General features: G+C 35.0%; 15 protein-coding genes. 2 read left to right on the top strand and 13 right to left on the bottom strand.

Annotated elements, in window-relative coordinates; all coding sequences use genetic code 11:
- Positions 1–112 precede the first annotated feature (112 nt).
- The gene (locus CALHY_RS11860; RefSeq protein ID WP_013404179.1) at positions 113–1,543 is read left to right on the top strand and encodes an ISNCY family transposase; all 1,431 of its coding nucleotides are present in this window, start codon (positions 113–115) and stop codon (positions 1,541–1,543) included.
- A 434-nt stretch (positions 1,544–1,977) separates the two neighbouring features.
- On the opposite strand, the gene CALHY_RS11865 is transcribed toward CALHY_RS11860, so the two are convergent.
- The 10 genes from CALHY_RS11865 to CALHY_RS11910 all read right to left on the bottom strand — a co-directional run bounded on the left by CALHY_RS11865 (position 1,978) and on the right by CALHY_RS11910 (position 13,087).
- A complete protein-coding gene (locus CALHY_RS11865; protein WP_013404180.1) occupies positions 1,978–2,802 on the bottom strand; it encodes a methyl-accepting chemotaxis protein in 825 nt (274 codons plus the stop codon).
- Positions 2,803–2,897: 95 nt separating this feature from the next.
- Positions 2,898–3,719, bottom strand: coding sequence for an MBL fold metallo-hydrolase (locus CALHY_RS11870; RefSeq protein WP_013404181.1), 822 nt, complete (start codon positions 3,717–3,719; stop codon positions 2,898–2,900).
- 35 nt (positions 3,720–3,754) lie between these two features.
- Positions 3,755–4,390, bottom strand: coding sequence for a beta-phosphoglucomutase (gene pgmB / locus CALHY_RS11875; protein WP_013404182.1), 636 nt, complete (start codon positions 4,388–4,390; stop codon positions 3,755–3,757).
- Between the two features lie 2 nt (positions 4,391–4,392).
- A complete protein-coding gene (locus tag CALHY_RS11880; protein WP_013404183.1) occupies positions 4,393–6,132 on the bottom strand; it encodes a glycoside hydrolase family 3 protein in 1,740 nt (579 codons plus the stop codon).
- Between the two features lie 23 nt (positions 6,133–6,155).
- On the bottom strand, positions 6,156–6,947 hold the full coding sequence (locus CALHY_RS11885) for an MBL fold metallo-hydrolase (protein WP_013404184.1): 792 nt from the start codon (positions 6,945–6,947) through the stop codon (positions 6,156–6,158).
- Positions 6,948–6,970: 23 nt separating this feature from the next.
- On the bottom strand, positions 6,971–7,963 hold the full coding sequence (locus tag CALHY_RS11890; RefSeq protein ID WP_013404185.1) for an ABC transporter permease: 993 nt from the start codon (positions 7,961–7,963) through the stop codon (positions 6,971–6,973).
- A 58-nt stretch (positions 7,964–8,021) separates the two neighbouring features.
- Positions 8,022–9,182, bottom strand: coding sequence for a sugar ABC transporter substrate-binding protein (locus tag CALHY_RS11895; protein WP_013404186.1), 1,161 nt, complete (start codon positions 9,180–9,182; stop codon positions 8,022–8,024).
- Between the two features lie 77 nt (positions 9,183–9,259).
- Positions 9,260–10,240, bottom strand: coding sequence for an ABC transporter permease (locus tag CALHY_RS11900; RefSeq protein ID WP_013404187.1), 981 nt, complete (start codon positions 10,238–10,240; stop codon positions 9,260–9,262).
- Between the two features lie 19 nt (positions 10,241–10,259).
- Positions 10,260–11,765: a sugar ABC transporter ATP-binding protein gene (locus CALHY_RS11905; RefSeq protein WP_013404188.1), complete on the bottom strand. Its 1,506-nt coding sequence runs from the start codon at positions 11,763–11,765 to the stop codon at positions 10,260–10,262.
- Positions 11,766–11,788: 23 nt separating this feature from the next.
- On the bottom strand, positions 11,789–13,087 hold the full coding sequence (locus CALHY_RS11910) for a family 1 glycosylhydrolase (protein WP_013404189.1): 1,299 nt from the start codon (positions 13,085–13,087) through the stop codon (positions 11,789–11,791).
- 181 nt (positions 13,088–13,268) lie between these two features.
- Here CALHY_RS11910 and CALHY_RS11915 point away from each other — a divergent pair, with 181 nt between their 5' ends.
- Positions 13,269–14,384: an AraC family transcriptional regulator gene (locus tag CALHY_RS11915; protein ID WP_041723213.1), complete on the top strand. Its 1,116-nt coding sequence runs from the start codon at positions 13,269–13,271 to the stop codon at positions 14,382–14,384.
- A 212-nt stretch (positions 14,385–14,596) separates the two neighbouring features.
- Here the strand turns inward: CALHY_RS11915 and CALHY_RS11920 are convergent, their stop codons facing one another.
- Genes CALHY_RS11920 through CALHY_RS11930 form a run of 3 tightly spaced genes read right to left on the bottom strand, consistent with a single transcriptional unit; the run spans position 14,597 to position 21,124 of the window.
- Positions 14,597–15,859, bottom strand: a complete 1,263-nt coding sequence (locus CALHY_RS11920) for a TIGR02679 domain-containing protein (RefSeq protein WP_013404191.1) — start codon at positions 15,857–15,859, stop codon at positions 14,597–14,599.
- Positions 15,856–19,908: a TIGR02680 family protein gene (locus CALHY_RS11925; protein WP_013404192.1), complete on the bottom strand. Its 4,053-nt coding sequence runs from the start codon at positions 19,906–19,908 to the stop codon at positions 15,856–15,858. The genes CALHY_RS11920 and CALHY_RS11925 overlap by 4 nt, the downstream gene beginning before the upstream one ends.
- Positions 19,892–21,124, bottom strand: a complete 1,233-nt coding sequence (locus CALHY_RS11930) for a TIGR02678 family protein (RefSeq protein WP_013404193.1) — start codon at positions 21,122–21,124, stop codon at positions 19,892–19,894. Before CALHY_RS11930 ends, CALHY_RS11925 begins: the two co-directional genes overlap by 17 nt.
- Positions 21,125–21,132 lie beyond the last annotated feature (8 nt).

A 21,132-nucleotide genomic window follows, 5' to 3' on the forward strand; every position in this document is an offset into this window, starting at 1 on the left:
ATGAGCGTTATCAAGCTTTACATAGAATCAAAAAAGACTGGTCACCCTCCTCATAATTGTAGTAAAATATGATTATATAAAACAAATTTTCTACTATGAGGAGGGTTCCAAAATGTTCAACACCAAACCTAAACAACTTTCTTTCATAGACCTATTCTCCCACCTAAAGGCTTCGGCTCTCTACAAGCCTGAAAGCCTCTTGGGCTTGTTCAATAAATTCATTGACTTGTCACATTATATACCTTCTTCTTTCTACAATGCCTACTACAAATATTTCGGTAAGCATAGATACTTCTCTTTAGAATCTATGCTTTGTTGCTTCCTCGTCCAAAAATTGCTCAAACTCAATATTTTAACTCAGCTTCGTGCTGTCTTACTCAACTCATTCGAACTTCGCTCATTTTGTAATCTTCATGGCAATGTCCCTTCTATCTCTACTCTCTCTCGCTTTAGAAAAATATTTGCAAGTGAAATCCATAAACTTTTTCAAAATATCTCTATCCATGCACATAATATTTCCATCCAACAATGCCCTCAAGATTCTTCAATCTTAATCTTCGACACAACAGGTATTGTCCCAAAGGTTCGTGAAAACAATCCTAAATTCATTCATCTACTGCTGAAAAATACCTCAAAAGCTAACCCTGAACTTCCCTCTGAAAAAGTCTACTCTCTTGTTTATTCTTCTCTGCCCAAAACTGCTGCTGCCAATTCCAATATCCGTCTTATGTTCACAAATGGCCATTTCTGCTGGGCTTTGAAATTTGCTGTCATTACCAACGCTATCGGTATCCCTTTAGCTTTGGTACCTCTGTTTAACTATGATTCCTCTTCCTCTGACCCTAAAGAAGCAAAAGCTATCTCCGACTCTAAAGGTTTAATTCCTTCGCTCGAAACCTTATTCTCCTACATCCCCAAAAATTTCTCTACTTTCATCGCTGACAGTGCTTTGGATTCCCACAACATATACTCCACTTTAAAAAATACCTTTAACTTCTCCAAAATCGTTATTCCACTAAATACAAGAGCTTCTAAAAATACTACACCTACTTTAGACCCCAATATCGTTATTTCTGAAGATGGTATCCCTATCTGCAAAAAGTTCAACAAACCTTTTAAACCCGAAGGCAAATGTCAGGGTAAAAATCGCTCTTTGCGCCTTAAATGGACTTGCCCTATGTCTTCTTACAAAGACGGCAAACGTGTCTGCTCTTGCCCTCACCCATGTACTACCTCTAAATCAGGGGCAATAGTTTACACTTACCCTGACGATTTTCGCTCTTTCCCAGGTATAAACAGAAATTCTCAAGAGTTTTTAGACCTCTACCACAAACGTGTTACCGTGGAGCAGACTATTTACCACCTAAAATCCTACATGGGTTCTGATACCATCTGCACTTATGACCATATTTCTATTTTCTCTGATTTCTTGCTCTCTGCCATTACTTTTTCGCTCTTATTTATCCTCGCTCACAATATCAAACTCTATTGCTCTAAATTGACTATCAAAAAGCTTAACAAACTCAAAAAACTTATCGCTTAAAACCACTATTTTCTTGAATCTATTTTTTACAAAAAATTTATGGTTTTGTTTTTTACTTAACCTTCTAAAATCAAGAAGTTTAGAAGGTTTAGGATACTATTGTCTTTTTTGAACTTTTCAATCTTTGTCATATATTTGCTCCTGAATACTTTTGTTATCATTGATAATATATGGTTTCAATCATTCTCTTCTTTTTATATTTTAATTGTATTTCCTGTTTATAGTGGCATCTCTTACCTTCAATAACCACCTATTTTGTAAATGGCTATATAATTATTAAATTCATTAAAAATTTATATCTCAAGTATATTTGACTATCAATAAATATTGACTACTAGAAACTCATTTTGGTAGTGCACATTTCTTAAAACACCCAATTAAATTAGTTTCTCTCAAATTGAAAAGACTTGATATAAATTAAAAAATAGTGCAATTTAAGATAATTTTGCTATTTCAGAAAGTTCCTTTACTTCTATTAAAAGCTGTTCAACAGAAGCAGCTATTTCTTCATTTAACGCAGCCTGATTCTCTGCAATACCTCTGATGTTTGAAATTCTTTCTTTGACTGTCTTCAAAGCACATTGCATATTAAGCAAAAGAGCTCTCGTGTTCTGGGCAAATTCTTTGCATTTTCTCGAAAGTTTATCCATCTCGCCAGCAACAATGGCAACTCCCTTACCAATATCAGCCATCTTTGCTGCTTCTATTTTAATGTTCAAGGCAAGAAGATTAGATTCTGAAACAATTTCTTTTATCTCCAAAATAATCTTACTTACTTCTCCAAGTTTATTTACTGTTTCAACTACATAATCAGTAATCTCACTTAAATAGTTAGCAAGTACATTCGCTTCTGAAGCCATCTCCTGAATAGCAGCATTTATTTGTTCGAAAGACTGGAAGACATTGACAGAAATATCCTCTACCTTTGACTGACGTTCTACATCCCTTGTAACAAATATCACACCGCATGACTCTCCATTCTCATCTATCACCGGCGTTATAATGGTTTTTGTAGGCACGTTAAAATAGCTTGTTTTGCTTATATGACATACTTGCTTCTTTTCTTTTAGAATTCCTTTTAGAAAATCATCCAAAGTCAGTTTTTCGCCAACAACCGCGTTTTCGCTTCTTACCCTGTTACCTTGGTGCACAGCAACTATTTTTTCCAGGTCTGCTACAGCTATGTTGATGTCTTCTTGTAAAATCTCTGGCAGGCATTCCAGCACTTCTATCAGAGCCGGAATTTTGTTAACTTTCATTCAAAAAATCCACCTTTCTGGATTTTTGGATGTTTGTAAACTCCAAATTCAAAATTGTTCTATAACAAATAAACTTTAAAAATTTTGTAAATTCCCTATGCAAACTTTTCGGGTTCGTAAACTATAGCACAATAGTCTGGGTTCCCAATATCCCCTTCACCTTCTGAATACATCAAAAGCTGTTTTTCAGGAATAAAAGGCACACTAAAGTAAACACTTTTGGATATATCTACATTTTCTGCACAATGCAACAATTTATCAATTTTATTTTTGGGAAAAGGGTAAATGCTATGTGCAATGTAAAAAATGTAAAAATCAAATTCTTTTAGTTTTTTAAGAGTTTCTATATATTCACTTAATTTGGTTGCTTCTTCACCAAATATCCATATAAATGGTGAAACAGCGTCTCCAGCAAATAATATTCGACTTTTTTCATCAATAATTCCTATAGAACCTTTTGTGTGCCCAGGTAAATGAATTACTTTAATTCTTCTATCCCCGAGGTCAAAACATATTTCTTCTTCTATAACGTTTAAAGTTGGTAATTTGCTATTCAAAAATTTATCCAAATCATAATCCTCTAAAAATAATCCCTTTTCTTTTGCCTGGGATATTGCAAGTCGTTTCTTATCAATTGAAGTATGTGATTGAGCAAGGACAACATCTTCTTGGTGGATGTAAATCTGATCAAATTGATAACTACCACCAACATGATCAAAATGTCCATGACTGCAGACAACTATGACAGGAAGGTCAGTAATTGATCTTATATGTTCTTTCAAATTAAATAAGCCATAGCAAGTATCAAACAATAGCGCTTTTTCTTTTCCTATTATTAAAGTTGCGCATACTCCGCCAAATCCATTTGGATCTTCAATATGATATATTCCTTCTGAGACCACATGATTTACAAACATGTTGATATACACCTCTTTTTGAAATTCAAATGGTCTTATACATACCTTAGTAAATCTTCGATACTATCCAGAATAAAATCCGCTTCTACACTTTTTTTAGCATCACCAATGGCAGCTGCAAACATACCAGCTGCTTTTGCTGCCTTTATTCCTGCAACAGCATCCTCAACAACAAGACAGTGCTCTGGCTTCAGCCACAGTTTCTGTGCTGTAACCAAAAAAACATCCGGAAAAGGCTTTGAACGTGTTATATCATTTCCATCAGAAATAGCATCAAAGCTATTCAAAAGACCTATCCTCTCCAAAATCACCTTTGCATTTTTACTCGAAGAACCAATTGCAATTTTAATTCCTTTTTCTTTCAAAACCTTTAAAACTTTTATTATCCCCGGGAGTACATCATTAGGTGTTAAATTCTTTAAAAGCTCTATATAATAGTTATTTTTCTCATCGGCAAGCCTCATTTTTTCTTCTTCGGTATAAACCCTGTTTGCTTTTTCAAGTAAAATGTTTAAACTCTCTATCCTTGAAACACCACGTAGTCTGTGGTTTATTTCCTCATCAAAATATATGCCTTCCTTATCCGCGATCTTTTTCCATGCTAGATAATGTAAGCTATCAGTACTTACAATCACACCATCAAGATCAAAGATAACACCCTTTATAATCATTTTTACAACCTCGCATCCCATTTGCCACAGAATGGATCAACAGGACTCTTACCTTTAAATTCAGATCTTCCCATAAGCTTGTCTAACAAAGCTTCTAAAATAATATCCGAACTTCCATAAGCATTAATGTAGGTTTTAACTCTTGGAACATCCAGAAGATGATAAGGATTTGCCAGTGAAATAAATATTGTTGGAATCTTGTTAATGAAAACTGGTACATTTGCTCCCCTTGGCTGTGCCCATTCAATCCTTACCACTGTTTGATTACTCTTTGTGGCAAGATTAACAAGATATATTATTAAATTATATTTATTTACAAATTCTTCATAAGACTGGTTTTCACCTTCAATTGTATTTCTCGGTTCAAAAACCTCAACATTAAATCCTTCTTTTTCGAGCATTCTTTTGAATCTTTCATACGGCTTTTTAGGTTGATTTTTCACCTCCATATTAAAGAAATTTAGCACATTACTATCATTATCAATGCTGTATAGTAGAATATTTTTAATTTTTTCAGGGCTTATTGGCAATACACCCTTTTCTTCTTTAACAAGAGTAATAGATCTGTCTGCACATTCTTTAGCCCATTCAAGATGTTCTTTGCATTTTACAACCTTTTTTACATTTTTAATATCAGGTATAAGCCATTCTCTATTTTTGTGCAATCCCAGCGCCGCTTTGAAAGCAAGAATTTTCAGGACCGCATCATTCAGTCTTTCTTCTGTCAATATCCCACTTTCAAGTCCCTGCTTCATGTATTTAAAATCTTCCTCAATGTTAAATGCGAATAAAAACATATCACACCCAGCAGCAATTGCCTGCGGTACAGCTCTTTCTCTCCCCATAGGAATCATCATACCTGCCATGGTAGATGCATCTGTAACAACCAATCCTTTGAATCCCAGCTTTTCTTTTAGAAGCCCTGTGACAATTTCTGGCGAAAGTGAAGCAGGAAGAATATCTTCATCTTTTAGATCAGGATTCAGAACTTTTGAATAAGCCGGCAAAGATATATGCCCCACCATTATACTCATAACACCAGTCTGAATGCATTTTTTATAAACCATGCCAAAAGTAGCATCCCAATCTTCACAGGAAAGAGTATTAATAGAAGTAACAAGATGCTGGTCTCTTTCGTCAACACCGTCACCTGGAAAATGTTTTGCTGTTGCTGCAAGGCCCTGCTGTTGAACAGCTTTAATAAAAGCACAACCCATTTCAGCTACTCTTTCTGGGTCAGAGCCAAATGTCCTTGTATTAGTTATGGGATTTCTAAAATTAAAATCTATATCTACAACAGGCGCAAACGCCCAGTTCAGGCCTAATGCCTTTGCTTCTCTGCCACACACAACTCCCAGCCTATAAGCCATTTCAACATCATCTGTTGCGGCAACAGCTAAAGGACATCCAAAATTAGTGCCTTCCAACGAAACTCCATCTCCACCCGCCTCAAGATTGCCCGCAATAAGAAGAGGTATTTTAGAGTTAGTTTGTAAAAATCTAACAATTCCAATAATTTCATGGTTAAACATCGGCCTTACAAGCACTCCACCAACTTTCGATTCTTGAACAAGATAGTTGAGATATTTTTCATCTGGATGTGCTATAAGGCAAAACAATTGGCCTATTTTTTCATCAATATTCATGTCGTTAAAAGTGTCTATAACCCACTTTATATCTTCATCTTTTAGATAGAATGGTTGCGTTTTAAATCCTATTATTTTGTTTTCATAATTTGTCATAAGTCTTCTACTCCTTTTTGTTTTTACTCGATCATATATATAAATGAAGCTCTATTATAAGTTACTCGAACTAATTTATTTGCATATGGTTCTTTGCTCAAATAGAAATGATTCAATTGACCAACTGTGTGTTTATCTTCAAGAATTTTTTTATCTAACTCTACAAAATCATCGATGTATAATTTTGAAATAGGAGCCCCATTATGTGCTGGGCATATAAAGTCAAAATTTTTATCATATTTTTTGATTTTGTGCATATTCTCAAGATGCTTCTCAATCTTTGCTTTCAAATCATATGGTTTTGCATTTACAGCATCAAACATTAAAACTTGCTGTGATTCAAGCTCATCTCCAGTAAAAATCATGCGCGCTTTAGAATCAATAAACGCTAAACTACCAGCTGAATGTGCAGAAATATCTATAACTTTCACCACTCTGTCTCCAAGATCAAACTCAAATCCTTCTTCAATAAAAATTTTTTTATAATTTGGATATGGCAAAATATGTTCCACAGGTACATTTTTAAGCTCAAACATGTCAGACGGAGCATTTTTATGCATATAAACCTCTTCCCACCAACCGTTGCCACCAGAATGGTCTGTATGACCATGTGTATTCACTACAATAATAGGTTTTTGAGTGAGGCCTTCAACATACTCTCTTATATTTGTAAATCCATACCCTGTATCAATAAGAAGGGCTTTTTTATTGCCTTCCAAAAGATATAGGTAAAGGCTTCCATTTAGAGTTGTTATGAAGTATGTGCCTTCACAAACCATCCAAGAATTGTACTGCATAAACATAGTTTCGTCCATATTTACCTCCTACTTTCTGTTATTCATTGTTCCATCAGAGCCTCTTTCTTTTGCCTTCTGATTAATATAAGCTCTTCCAATTTATATTGATTTATGTCATATGCAAGGAATGCCAGCATTATAAAAGCATTTATAATATTCTGGGCTGCAAGGGAAAGGCCAAGCGCTGCAAGTCCAGATGCAATTAGTGAAGTTGTTATGGCACCTATTAAAATACTAAAGATTGGTTCACTATATCTGGCAAGCACATTTCCTATAAATAATGGCAAAAATCCCTGAAACATTGTTGACACTGTTGCCATGCTTAAGTTGGCACGTGTTGCACCTGTTCTTCCTAATGTAAGCACACCAGCAACTGCAACCACTGCTCCGCTGAATATATAGCAAAGAATGGTGTTTGTAATTTCATTGATACCTGTATTCACCGAAATCCTCTGGTCATTTGCTAATGCTCTCATGTCATAACCAAACTTTGTATAGTTAATAAGAATTATAAGCGCAATCATCACAATAAAAGCTACAATATAGAGGTAGGGGGGCTGAACAATGTAAAGCAAGTTCTGTCTTCCTATTATCACTATCCCCCTTCCCTCAAATAGAACAAAGGAAAGTGCTTCATATATCAATACAAGTCCCAAAGATACCACCATTGCAGGAAGTCTTAATATGACATATGCAAGGCCAGAAACAGCACCAAGGAGCGCACCTGTTAACATGCAGCTTATAAGCATCCCTGTTCCATTCAGTCCCAGCATGAGCGCCAAGTTTCCTCCTATAATAGTTGAAAGGAGCATAACAGCACCAACGCTGAAATCAAACCTTCCTGCAGGCACATTAAAATACAGCCCCCAGCCTATATAAGCAACATAAAAAGTGTTCAGTACAAAAGTTCTAAAATTGTTAGAATTTATATATGGCAGCTTGTATATCGAACATATCAATTGGAATATCGAATATACAATCAGCGGAACAGAAAATGTCACGATAATGTTTCTAAACAATTTAGTTGCCCTCATTATAAAATTCCCACCCTAATCATTATTCATTGATTAACTTTTTAAATATTGTGATTATTTATCTTTTAATGCCTCTTCTTTTTATTATATCATTATAATTACATTCTTTACATAATTTTACAAAGTCATTATAAGTTGCTTTTGGATTGAATACTTTGCAAACTTTTTTTAGATCATCTGCAGAGTATGGTGGAACTTTGCCGTATACAATTTTCATCCACTTATCCATTTCTTGTGCAGATTGAATAATAGCCACATCTGTTGTTATCACTACTGGTTTACCATCCTTTTTAAAGTCCTTAGCATAACCAGTCATTGCATTGTAAAGTAAAGCAAAATTGAGCCCTGTCATTTGCGGATATATACCTGCTAAAAAGTGCAAAACTCCTTCTTTCATTGCCTGGGCAGCAACAGGATTGATTGAAGATAGCGTGCCCAATTTAATTTTTCCTGCTTTCCCAGCGTCTTTTAATGGCTGAACCCATAAAAATTCACCTGAAAATGTAGCTACTATCGCATCTGGATTGAGAGCTATCATCTTTGCCTGTGTTGCAAACCAGGCATCGTTAGGAAATCCGCCAAATTCATAAACTTTTATTTTCACTCCAGGATGTTTAGCTTCAAAATCTTTAATCGCATCTTTCACTCCATTATAACGGTCAATAAACATTTTCACACTCCAGTCTTTTCCTCCTGTTGGTAGCACAATTGACCTTGCGCCATCTTCCAAAAACTTTTTAGTCATCTTATACATTGCACTGTAATCACTGTTACCAGGTCCTACACCACCAAGAAAATATGGATTACCTTCAGCTGCTTTCAGCATTTTTTCATCAGGATTCATTGCGCCAAGAACATAATATATTTTGTGTTGTTTGCAAAGATTAAGAATTTTTTTGAAATCTGTTACATTGTAAAATGCAATGATGCCTTTTACTCCTTTTGCTGCACAGTTCTCAATAAAAGAAATCTCACCATTTGAATCTTTAATAGCATCTGAAATGATAAATTCCACATTGAATGCAGGTGCTAAATGCTGAGTAAAATATTTATTAATCTCTTGCTGCATAACATCGCTGTTATCATACACAATTACACCAATTTTGTATTTTTGCTTTGGCACATTTGAACTACTGCCTTTCCCGTATCCGCTTAATTGATTTAAACATAAAGCAAAGAACAAAACAAGCCATAAAAGCCTTAACCATCTTTTAAACATTTTTATCCCCTCCCTAATTGTTTTATTATTATCAGCTGTTCAGAAACAGCTGATTTAGCCATAAATATTCATAAAAACTAACGAGGAAGAAGTTTTTCTCTTTGATTTAGTAGCATAAGTGTTATGATAATCAGAAAGATAACACCTCGTATTGCCTGAAGTGCTCCAACAGAAGCACCCATTATAACAAGCCCGTTATTTAACGCTGTTATAGTAAATGCACCAATAAGTGCTGCTGTTATTTTTGATTTAGCACCACCCGAGATAGGCATTCCTCCCAATACCATTGCCATGATAATATCAAAACCCATAGAAGACGCAGTTTGTGAAGATACTGAACCTGTTCTAACAAGGAGCAAAAATGCACCCAATCCTATTCCTATTCCACTTACCAAAAATGTAGCTAATATATTTTTTGTAATTGATATTCCAGACAGCGATGCAACAGTCTGGTTACCGCCTATTATCTTGTTGCTTTTCCCAAGCTTTGTAAAGTCAAAGAGTATAACAGATAGTAGCATTACAACAATTAAAACAATAATCTTTATATATATCTGGTCGAGATAATCAACATCCATCTCCAAAGTAATTAGATCCGTTGTTCCAATAACAAGTGTGACCGCTGCGGAGATTATGTTCATTGTAGCAAGTGTAACTATAAAAGAAGGTAGTTTAAGAAATGCTATACAAAATCCATTCATCAAAGAAAGTGCTATTGCAGAAACCATACACATTGCAAACATCACAATCGGAGATTTTGTAGCATTTGCTGCTATAGCTCCAACTACAGCAGCAAAACATGTAACAGCTCCTATTGAAATATCAAATGCGCCCATGGAAAATATGAAAGTTGCAGTTGTTGCGATTATTGCAACGACAATAGCTTGATTAATCAAAATTTTGATGTTGAAAGGCGAAAGTGATACTCCCTTAGTCATTATCCCAAAAAAGACTATTATAAACACAAAACCAATCACAGGAAGCAAATTTGAAATTGTATTTTTAACCTTTTCGTTCTTCAAAAACAAAAGTGCATTGTTTTTTCTCCTAGTGTCCATACTTTTTTCCCTCCGTGCTTTAAATCATGCACATAATAAGATTTGCTTCAGACAAATCTGGGGAGCGTTTAAATTCTCCTGTCTTCCTTCCATCTTTTAGAATTATTATCCTATCACACATACCTATCAATTCAGGTAATTCTTCAGAAATCATAATTATCGTCTTTCCTTCTTTCTTCATTTGGTACAGAATTTGATATATTGAAGCCTTAACACCCACATCAACACCTCTTGTAGGGCAGTCAACAATTAAAATATCAGGATCTCTTGCTAACCATTTACCAAGTGCAACTTTTTGTTTATTACCACCTGATAAATATTGAACATACTGATTGCGTGAGGTACACTTTATCCTCAAGCTCTCTATCTGCTCATCTACATACTTGTTTTCTGTTTTTGGGAAAATGAAGTATTTTCCAGTTGTAACCTTATCATATCCAGCAGCTACAATATTATTTTTTATGCTATCTGCAAGCACAAGTGACTCTTTGTCTCTATCCTTCGAAACATAACCTATATTTAGTTTCATTGCGGCAAAAGGACTTTTTATTTCCTGACCTGTTTTGCAATGAATTACCCTGCCTGTAAGCACCTTCTCTGCTCCAAATAAAGCTCGCCCCAACTCATGCATGCCACAGTGGGAAAGCCCCCCTATTCCAAGTATCTCACCTTTATGTACTTCAAAAGAAAGATTTTTTACACCTCTGAAGGTGGTAAGGTTTTTAATCTTCAAAACCACTTCTTCTTCATGGCTTCCCTCTGCATCAGGTCTATAATAATGTCCTTTAATCTCTCTTCCTATCATATATTGTTTTATTTTATTCTCCTCAAACTCTTGCTTTGGAAGTTCAGTAATGACGTTGCCATCTCGTAATACTGTCAACGTATCGCATACCTTCATAATCTCATCAAGATCATGGGATATAAGAAGTACTGATTTGTTCTGGCTTTTTAACTTTTGTACAAGATCATAAACTATCTCTCTACCTTTTTGAGAAAGAGCGGTGGTTGTCTCATCTAAAATCAAAAGCTCAAGGTTTTCATCCACAACTTTTGCAAATTCAATAAGTTTTCTATCCTCAAAATTTAGAAAATTGATTGGTATAGCCGGATCAATATCAGTAATGCCAACTCGCTCCAAAATTTCTTTAGCAGACTTATATAATTTTTTTCTGTCAACAATGCCAAACCTCTTAAAATTATTTACCTTGCCAAGAAAAATATTCTCTGCAACAGTTATATTGGAAACTGTACCAAGTTCCTGAACCACCATACCTATTCCGTGGGTTTGGGCATCAATCATACTCTTGGGGTTGTAAATATTACCTTTTAAAAACATCTTTCCACCATCTGCCTGTAAAATGCCTGCAATAATAGATGAAAGTGTAGACTTACCCGAGCCATTTTCACCAACGAGTCCCCGGACCTCCCCCTTGTATATCTCAAGACAAACATTATTCAAAACTTTGACAGGACCAAAGTATTTATCAATATTTCTTACCTCAATCAACTTTTCAACACTCATTTTAATCACCCTTCTAACTCAACCTACTTGTTTTTATAATTTATAATGGAAGGCAACTCTTGCAAATATCTTCTCAATATCTCTTGGTTATATCCATTATTTTTAGCAATCTCTCCATAGAACTTCCCGCTGTTTTTCAATCTCCTTTCAAAAGTTTTTCTGTCAACAGCAGCAAGCCCAAATGTAGGTTCAAAGCTTCCCCATTCCCAATTATCCAACAGCGACCAATGACAGTATCCAATCACTTCTGATCCCATTTCAATTGCTTCATAAACTGACTGAAGCATAGCAGCTAAATAAACAATTCTGAACCTGTCATCCCTCACTGCAATTCCATTTTCTGTTATTAGTATGGGTTTATCCTTTAATCTCATTAACATGAAAATCATGAGTTCCGGCCAAATTTCTTCGGTATAAAACGGCGTATCAAGCGCTTTAAAATGAGTAGCCCTATAAAAGTCTGTCAAATAATCTTTTTTTCGGCCGTCAATTATATGTCTCACATATGTATTCACTGCCCAGAAATCACATGTCATCTTAATATCAGGTACATACTTTGCATCATAAAAAGGTGCCGTAATCTCCCCAGTTCGAATTGCATGAAAGAAGAATTCATTTTCAATATAGTCTATATATTCTGCCATAAGCCTATCAAGTTTATCGTGCTTTCCCCTTTTTGGGTGTTTTTCAGCATAGGAATGTGCTGAACTAACAGGCTTATCTGAATACTTTTTGATAATATGATATCCCAAAGCGTGATAGTAAATTGCGTTTAGCCTTTCCTCTATGGTAGGATAAACATATCGAAGATTAAGCTCATTTATAACAATCCAAAAATCCACATACTCTGCTATCTTGGGTATCAAATATTCTAAATATCTTTCCCAGTCCTTTAGGTTATCCAGTGATTTAAAAGCACCCTCTTTGTGAAACCACACAGGATGTGAAAAATGATGAAGAGTCAAACATATATTTATTTTTTCTTCTTTTAACCTGCTTAATATACTAATATAATGTTTCAACACTTTTTCATCATACTTACCTTTTTCAGGTTCTATCCTGCACCATTCTATTGACATTCTATATAAATTCAAATTCATTTCTTTCAACAGTTTAATATCCTCTTCATACAATATATAGCTGTTACACGCCATTCCAGGCATTTGATAAGGTTCTCCGCTAAAGACTGCCTTTTCAGGAGCAAACTCTTTTACATCAAATTGTGAGCAGTTGTTTCCTTCTACTTGTTCACCTGCTGTTGATGCACCCCATAAAAAACTATCAGGAAATTTCACTTCAGGATATTGAAATATATCTAGCATTAAACTCGCTCCTTTGATTAGAGTGTCAAATTTTCTTTTGCACATTCTAATTAAATCATAGTCAAAAGAAATAAATCCATGTTATTTTTTTTTTAATATCCGACATTTTTTTAGTTGATTATATGATATTTTATACGCTAAAATAAGTATATATAACTCCTGAGAGTTAAGGTGAAATAACATGGAGATGTATGTGACTTTTGGAGATGTACAGACTTATTTAACAAGTTATTTTTTTAGTACAGGTAAAAAGAAAACTTTTTTAGATGCTATTTTTGAACTTTATAAAAGCCACAAATATTTAGTTGACAAACCCGTTTTACCCCAACAATTTCTGTGGAGTAATATGTCAGATGAAGAGTTTATAGATGCTCTGAACCTTTTACCAATCCGAATAAATGACTTTATTGAAACAAAATATTCTTCTAATATAAGAGAACATACCATTTTCCCTGATAAAAGAGATATTTTTGTTTTTAAAAATTTTAACTTTGCGTTGGATTTTGTTCATTCTCATGATTACTTTGAAGTAATATATGTATTCAGAGGCAGCTGTATTTTCCAATTTGAGAAAGAACATCAAATACTTATCGAAGGAAATATCTGTATTGTTGCACCAGAGTCTTTGCACAATATCATTGTTGAAGAGAACAATTCAGTAGTTATAATTATTGCAATAAGAAAGAGTACATTTGATACTGCTTTTTTTGCTTTTCTTTCACAAAAAGATGTACTTTCTTATTTCTTTAGGACTATACTTTACAATAAAGCAACTCCAAATTATCTGTTATTTGAAACAGATAATTCTAACGATATTAAATTTATAATCAAAAATCTAACAATGGAAAACTACAGGGATGATAAGTATAAAAACGACTGCTGTATTAGTTGGGCTAACATATTATTCTCTTATTTGCTACGAGTCTATAGTAACAAGGTAAAATCTAATAATTTTATTAGTGATGATAACTTTTCTCCCATCATTGAATTTATTCAGCATAATTACAAAAACATAACTTTGAAAGATATTGCTAACCAGTTTCATTACAGTGAGTCGTATCTATCCGCTCTAATAAAAAACAAATTAGGAATTAACTTTACATCTTTAATAACAAAGCTTAAAATGGCTGATGCAAAAGATTACCTTGAAAATACCGATCTTCCTTTAGAAAAAATCGCAGAATATGTTGGATACAACTCTGTTGATCATTTTTCTAGAACATTCAAAAAATTCTTCAAGCAATCTCCTCACCAGTATCGCAAGAGTATAAAAAACAGGGATGCATTAAAAAACTAAACAGGCAATGCTTTAAAGGCACTACCTGTTTTTATTTGTAAAGCCAATCTATTTAAATGTTTTTAAACAACAGCTATTTTAAAACAAATAAAAAAAATAAAAAAATATAAAATAAATTTTCAGCCCCCAATACACCACCCCTAACCCCTAAGAATTTACTTACAACTTCTATTAATATTACTTTTGGGCATCATTTGGATTATCGAAAAATATTAACTTTTTAACTTTTCAACAATTCTATCAACTATCCTTTCCTGATACCCCGAAAGCTTTAATTCTCTCATTTTACTGCATACATCAAAAAGCTCTGGGCTTTTTACGTTTCGGAGCATCACAAGCCTCTTTTGAGAAATCTTGTTTTTAGATAAAGACAAAAGGTAGCTTTCTTTATCCATGCAAACAGGAACTGCATTGTAGTTTTGAATAATCCTGTCTGCTATCAAGAGCCCTTCAGGGTCAAAGTCGCCTGAGTAAAATATAGTAAAGCCTTCTTTTGAAAGGCTTTCAAGTACAATCTTTGTAGAAAGTCTTAGCTGCCCGTTTGTACAAATGAGAGAAATATCACTGCAAGCTTGCATCAGCATTGAAAACACAGCAGGGTTTTCTACAACCACAATTTTCTTTGAATATCCAAAAAACTGCTTGTAATCCTTAATGGTATAAAGAGGCAGAATCACCGGCTTTTTTTGCAAAGCAAAACTTTTGAGCGCTTCATCTTCTGCTGCGTTTTCTGATATTGCGCCTATGGCATACATCAAACACCAGTTTGAAAGCTCGTCTATGATGATGTTGTGCATGTACAAAAGTTCAGCTTTTTCCTCTGAAGACTTTGGATATTCAACATTTTTTACCAGGCTTAAAATCCTTAAAAATATCTTGCCACTGTCGCGGTCTTCGTCAAAAAAATGAGGGTCATGCGCCATTTTAGTTGCAAACACCGCAAGACTTTCTATTCTTTCTGGCTTTGTTGCGGCAGCTTTTAAGCATACTTTTAAAATGTTCAAAAGTTTTTCTTCAGAATACTTCTTAAAATACCCTTCAAACTGTTTGAAATTTTCTTTTACAGCTTGAAATACACACTCACTATCTGCGCCGTTTGCCAACTGTTTTTCTAACTTTTCAAGAAAGCCTGAAAGTTGCTTTTGTCTGCTCTCTTTTTCTTCTTTTTTTGTTAAAATATCTTTTTTTAGAACATGTGAAAGCACATCTTTAAAATCAAGCGAAGAAAATTTGGTCTGCTCAAACCTCTTTTGTGCAAACTCTTTTACATTGACAACCACCCTGTCACCGCTGACAATTCTTCCAAGATAGCGCGAAAGCATCTCTTTTTCAATTGGCTGTGGGTTTTCCAGCACAACCTTGCCTGAAAACCTGCCAAGCGACCTGTATTTGTTGTAAATGAGCTCCAGCACACGCGAAAAACCCTTGTGCGAAAAGTATTCTATGCACTCTTGTAAAAGCTTTTCATCGCTCATATCTCCACCAACACCTTCTTGTACCCGTTCCAGATGTATTTTACTTTGAGAACACAGCCTTTGTTTCGGTCTGAAATAAGTTCATAAATGCAAAGTCCTGGCACTGTTTTGTAATCTCCCCACAGAATCTGAGAGTTCATGATATAGTCAAACTCCAAACTTTCTATCAGGTCAAACATCTTTTCAATGTTGTTCTCATCAACGCCGGCAAACGCCTCATCAAGCGCAATTATGCGCGGTGCAAAGCTTGCAGCGCTCTGGTACTTTGCACATAGCGCTGCCAAAAGAGGAACATAAATGGAAAGTGCTTTTTCGCCCCCAGAAAACTTGTCGTATGCGTTGTTTGTAAGCTCTCTTCTGTTTTCCGTACCTCTTTGATAATAGAGCCTGAACTCAAACCACTGCCTGTAATCCAAAATCTCTTTCATTACCTCATAAAGACTTCGAAAACTGTCGGGTGAGTCCTGAAGTCTTTTTGCCCTTTCAATACGTGCCCTGAAGTGTCTCACAACCTTTTGTTTGTCTTCATCAGTTGCAATAGACAAGTCTTTGCTCATGAGTCCTATCAACTCCGCAGTTGAAAGCTCATCTTCAAGTTCCTGCTTTTTCTGCTCCCACGAAAGTCTGAACTTAAGATCACCTGACAAGTCCATGCCGTCCATCAGCGCATTCATTCTCTTTACCCAGTCCTGTGCAAGCATTATCTTACTTGAGATTCTCCGTCCAATGTCTTTTATCAAAACCTCTTCAAAAAGCTCTCTTTCCTGCTGGGTGATAAGATTTTTCTTCTCGATTATTTCAGAATCTATTCTCTCTAAAAATTCATAAAGTGAAAGCAATCTTCCGTCCTTCTTTGCTGTCCACACATATCTTGCATATCCCGTTTTTTCATCCTCTTTGAGGTAAAGATTTGCTCCAAACTCTGCAAGCTGCACTTGAGCTTCATAGTGTGCAGAAATGAGCCTTTCAAAAACCTGGTTCAAATCCTTGGATTTAAATTCATTAGCAAAGCTACTTTTTTCCTTTGCAAACTCTAAAAGTTTGCTCTCATCCTCAAGATTTTCTTCCTCCCATACAAAACCAAAAGAAAGTTCAATCTTCAACACTTCAAGGCTATTTGTGTACTCTATTTTGGCTTTTTCAAGCTGCAAAGCTTTTGTCTCAATCAGCACTTCATGTCGCGAAATTTTTGCAACTATCTCCTGAAGATTTTTGTTAAAGCTCTCTATCTCCTTAGGAATACTATCAAGACGCTCAATTGCCTTTTGCTGGTCTTCAAAAAGCTTTTGAGCATCATCGCTTGAAAGCCTTTTTTCAATTTCAGCTTTCTTTAAACTTAAGCTTTCCCACCTTGTTTTTAGACTCTGAATGTCAAAACTTAAATTCTGCAGACTTTCTTCTATTTGTACAATTTGTTCTCTTTTTGAATCTGTTGTCCTTGAAACTAATTTTTCTTTTTCAACCTCGTTTTCTAAATTAACAAGTACACTTTTAAGTTTTTGAGCTTCTTGGCTTAGCTTAAAAAAATTATCCTTCGTAGCTGTGACAGAAAGTTTTGTTGCAATGACAGAAATCTCATGCTTTAAACTATTTTCTCTTCCCAAAAGCTCTCTTATCTTCTTTTCTAAAAACTCTATCTCTTTTTGAAGTTTTGATTTGTGGTTTTCTCTCTCCTCAATCATCTCAAACGCAGTGTCAAGGTCAACCAATGAAGGAAAGCTGTTTCTCTCGTTTTTTAGCTTCTCAACCAAATTTTTCTGTGCATTTCTTTCCTGTTTTTTGTTATCTAATTCAACTGAAAGCTTCTGCACTTCATCTTCAAGCTGTGATATTAGCATCTGCCTGTACCTTCTTCTATTTTCAATGCCAATAAACCTTGCATTTTCGCATGTGGTTGTTCTGCCTCTTAAAATGCTACTGCCAAACATTCCATCCTCGCAGATGTAAATACCATCATCTTTTTCGGTAGCAAAAATGCTGTCAATCACAGCTGCCACTTCCTGTTTTAGCTCAATAGGTCCGTCAAAGTTGGCAACCTCTAAAAACTGGTTTAGCGTGTGTGAAAAATACGCAGGTTTTGAAATTAAAATCATTTCTTTTTCATCATCCATAAGGTCCGAAAGAACATCTCTGTACTTTTCTGGCACAATCAAAGCATTCAAAATACCAAGAGAATTTAGCGCATCTTCAATGATAGCTTTCTTTTTTTCGTCCACACCGTCTTTAAAATCCACAGCCATATAAAAAGGTATAAATGGCACCCCTTTTTGCAAAAGCCTGTCTCTTACCTTCTTTTGCTGGGATGAAAGTATAACCTCATCATCCTTCTGGCTTTTAATCCTCTCAATCTCTTCTTTCTTAGCTTTAATCTGGTTATTCAAAACTTCTATCTCAAATTCAAGCCTTCTTATTGTATCTGAGATAGCAAGATAATGAAAGTTATAAATATCATCTAAAGTCGAATATATTCTGCCATAATCTCCTTTTTTCTCACAACTATTTATCGCCTGGAAAATTGCTGTTCTCTGCTCATCTAAAGCTTTGAAAACCTCATTTTGTTCAAAGTAAATAGAAATAGCATTCTTCAGATTATTTTTTACTTCCTCAAGCTGAAGCAAAAGATTTTGTATCTCTTCCTCCACCTTTTGTGCTTCTGCTCTGTTCATATCAAGCTCTTTATAAAAGCCATCCAAATCTTTCTTGATTTCACTTAACTTTTCATAATTTTTAAGTGCAATCTCAACCTGAGATAAGAAAGATGAAAGCTCATCCTTTAAAATGTCAAGGCTTCCCTGCTCAAGAAGATACATATCAAGCGTTTCTAAAAATCTCTGAAAACCAATTGATTCGATTAGCAATTTGCCTTCTTTGACGCTATCTTTTATTTTTCTTTTGTACTTTTCAAGCTCTTCTTCTAAAGCGATAAGCTGCTGTCTTTCCTTTTCAAGTTTTTGTGAAGCTGAATTTATCTGGGAAAGCTTTTTGTTTTTCTGCTCCTCAAGTTCTCTGAGCTCTTCTTTTATATTTAAAAGCTCTTTTTGAAGCTTGAATATGTCACTTTCTTTTATACTTTCAAGCCTCAATGTCAAAGACTCTTGCTCTTTTTTAAGCTCTTCTATTTTTTCTTCTATCTTAAGCTTTTCTTCTCTATTTTTCTCAACCTCAGTTTGAGCTTTTTCAAGCTCTTTTTTAAGGCTCAAATACTCTTTGCTTTTTTCTAGCACGCTAAGTATACTTTGCGCAAGCAGAAGCTGGTTGTACTCATCATAAACCTTTTTTAACTTTTCCAGCACATCTTTTATGATCTCAAGATTTTTCAGCTCTGTTTGAATCTTGTCCATGTTTTCTATGGAGTCAGAAAGGCTACGCAAGTCTGACTCAGATAGGGCAGGAAGCGACTCTTGCAGCATCCTGCAAACAGTATCAGGTTTTATATCCCTCGAAAGTTTTGGCGTTCTAATTCGAACAATCAAGTCTATCAAATTTTCAAAGTCCTCTATATTTTCAAAGCCAAACAAGATCTTGTTAACTTCCTCCATATAATCCTTTCTGCTTGTAAAGACCTTACCACCATCTCCTATCAGGTTTTCAAACTTCTTCTTGGTAAGTGGAATTTTTTGGTCGCCTATCTTTTCATAAAAGAAAATGTCAACTCCAAACCTTCTTCCGTCTGTTAGAACAAAATACCACGTATCAGGGCTCGTGCCTCTTTTTGCCCTTATTCCCATGCCTACGGATACAAATACATTTTGTTTTTTAAACTCAAGAAAAAGATAGGCTATTGCCTCGTTTTTCTGACCCGGCCCCTGATCGCCAAGAACATAATCTTCAAGCTTTCGCGCATTTGACCCAAAAGAGTCAAGCCTGGATGGGTGGTAGTTGCCATCCAAAAGCAGGGTAATAAAACTTTGCATTGTAACAGATTTACCCGAAGCATTAGCACCACGAATAAGCATCCTGCCATCGTAAAAGTCAAAATACTCCTCGTCATAGTACCAGTAGTTGAAAACTCCGGCTCTGTTCATCACCCATCTATTTTCCTTGCTCATCTTCAAAATATAAACCTCCATCCACATTTATATCCTCTATATCCTCAAAAGCTTTCTCGGTGCTGTTATTTTTCTCGGAAAGCTGACCATTTGTATCATAGTCCTGATACTCACCAACAACTCTTAAAAAAATAGGGGATATGACAAGATATCCATCGTCATTTGTCTTTGCAAAATTGTGAAGCTGTAAAAACTCTAAAAGCTCTTCAAATATTTTCTCTGTTGACTTTTCCCTCCACTCTTTGTTCCAAAAATTTCCGTATTTTTTTCTGACATCATCTATAATTAGCTTAAAATGGTCAAGCGAAATTTCAAGCATCTCATGTGAAGGTGAAAGTCTCAACTCACCTTTTTCTACCCTTTCAAGAATCTCTTTTGAACACAAAAGCAGCACATCGCACATATTTGAATTGTCAGGATAAGTATATCTGCAGTCTCCCTCAACGCTAATATATGCAAACGACTTGAACAGGTGAAGTTCAAGCTCTGGCAAAAACTTTTCAAGGTCTTGTAAAATTGTTGTCTTTTGTCTTTTAATGTAATAAAGTGGCGCTTCACTCTCAAAATCCACAATGCCATCTATCAAAAGTCCTCTGTATGCTTTTATTCTCTTTATATCAGTGATTTGGTCAGAAAGTCCATTTGTAAACTCAAACTCGCTGTTTAAAATTTCTTCAGCTGACGAATACTCAACAAAGCTTTTAGGAAATGTCCTCATAAAGTATTTTGATAGCCCTGTTGATTCATAAAGTACATCTACATCAGCTCTTTCCACAAACAACTCTTGATTGCCATCATCTATTTTAATTAGCCCCATCTTTTCGCAAAACTTAAGAACTCTTATAAGTGACCTTCTATCAGAATACATAGTCCAGTCAATTTCCTCGTAAGGATAATTCGACCGTATATACTGGGTGATATCCTCAAGCAAAAACTGAGTATCTTTTCCTTTGTCCTCTAAAAATGCAAGAACAAGACAGAAAAACACATAGTCTTTTGGCTCTTCAAACTCCATAATACCCATGTACTCTCTTGGAACAAGTGGTACCTTTTCAAGTCTGACCATGTCAGATGTAGCATAGAACTTAAGTCCCAGTTTTGTGACTATAAAGTCTTTTAAGTCTTTGCCAATGTTTTTACACTCATAATAGCTTTCAACGTCTTTTTCTTTTAAAATCCAAAAGTTTTCAAGCAATTTTAAAAGTGCACTTTGCATTTTAAAAC

The sequence above is a fragment of the Caldicellulosiruptor hydrothermalis 108 genome (genome assembly GCF_000166355.1).
Lineage (GTDB): Bacteria > Bacillota > Thermoanaerobacteria > Caldicellulosiruptorales > Caldicellulosiruptoraceae > Caldicellulosiruptor > Caldicellulosiruptor hydrothermalis.

Bases quoted from the DNA above. Each gene is read 5' to 3' on its own strand.
- CALHY_RS11895 (WP_013404186.1), bottom strand. From the start codon at position 9,182: ATGTTTAAAAGATGGTTAAGGCTTTTATGGCTTGTTTTGTTCTTTGCT.
- pgmB (WP_013404182.1), bottom strand. From the start codon at position 4,390: ATGATTATAAAGGGTGTTATCTTTGATCTTGATGGTGTGATTGTAAGT.
- CALHY_RS11865 (WP_013404180.1), bottom strand. From the start codon at position 2,802: ATGAAAGTTAACAAAATTCCGGCTCTGATAGAAGTGCTGGAATGCCTG.
- CALHY_RS11900 (WP_013404187.1), bottom strand. From the start codon at position 10,240: ATGGACACTAGGAGAAAAAACAATGCACTTTTGTTTTTGAAGAACGAA.
- CALHY_RS11910 (WP_013404189.1), bottom strand. From the start codon at position 13,087: ATGCTAGATATATTTCAATATCCTGAAGTGAAATTTCCTGATAGTTTT.
- CALHY_RS11925 (WP_013404192.1), bottom strand. From the start codon at position 19,908: ATGAGCAAGGAAAATAGATGGGTGATGAACAGAGCCGGAGTTTTCAAC.
- CALHY_RS11920 (WP_013404191.1), bottom strand. From the start codon at position 15,859: ATGAGCGATGAAAAGCTTTTACAAGAGTGCATAGAATACTTTTCGCAC.
- CALHY_RS11870 (WP_013404181.1), bottom strand. From the start codon at position 3,719: ATGTTTGTAAATCATGTGGTCTCAGAAGGAATATATCATATTGAAGAT.
- CALHY_RS11860 (WP_013404179.1), top strand. From the start codon at position 113: ATGTTCAACACCAAACCTAAACAACTTTCTTTCATAGACCTATTCTCC.
- CALHY_RS11880 (WP_013404183.1), bottom strand. From the start codon at position 6,132: ATGACAAATTATGAAAACAAAATAATAGGATTTAAAACGCAACCATTC.
- CALHY_RS11905 (WP_013404188.1), bottom strand. From the start codon at position 11,765: ATGAGTGTTGAAAAGTTGATTGAGGTAAGAAATATTGATAAATACTTT.
- CALHY_RS11890 (WP_013404185.1), bottom strand. From the start codon at position 7,963: ATGAGGGCAACTAAATTGTTTAGAAACATTATCGTGACATTTTCTGTT.
- CALHY_RS11930 (WP_013404193.1), bottom strand. From the start codon at position 21,124: ATGCAAAGTGCACTTTTAAAATTGCTTGAAAACTTTTGGATTTTAAAA.
- CALHY_RS11885 (WP_013404184.1), bottom strand. From the start codon at position 6,947: ATGGACGAAACTATGTTTATGCAGTACAATTCTTGGATGGTTTGTGAA.
- CALHY_RS11915 (WP_041723213.1), top strand. From the start codon at position 13,269: ATGGAGATGTATGTGACTTTTGGAGATGTACAGACTTATTTAACAAGT.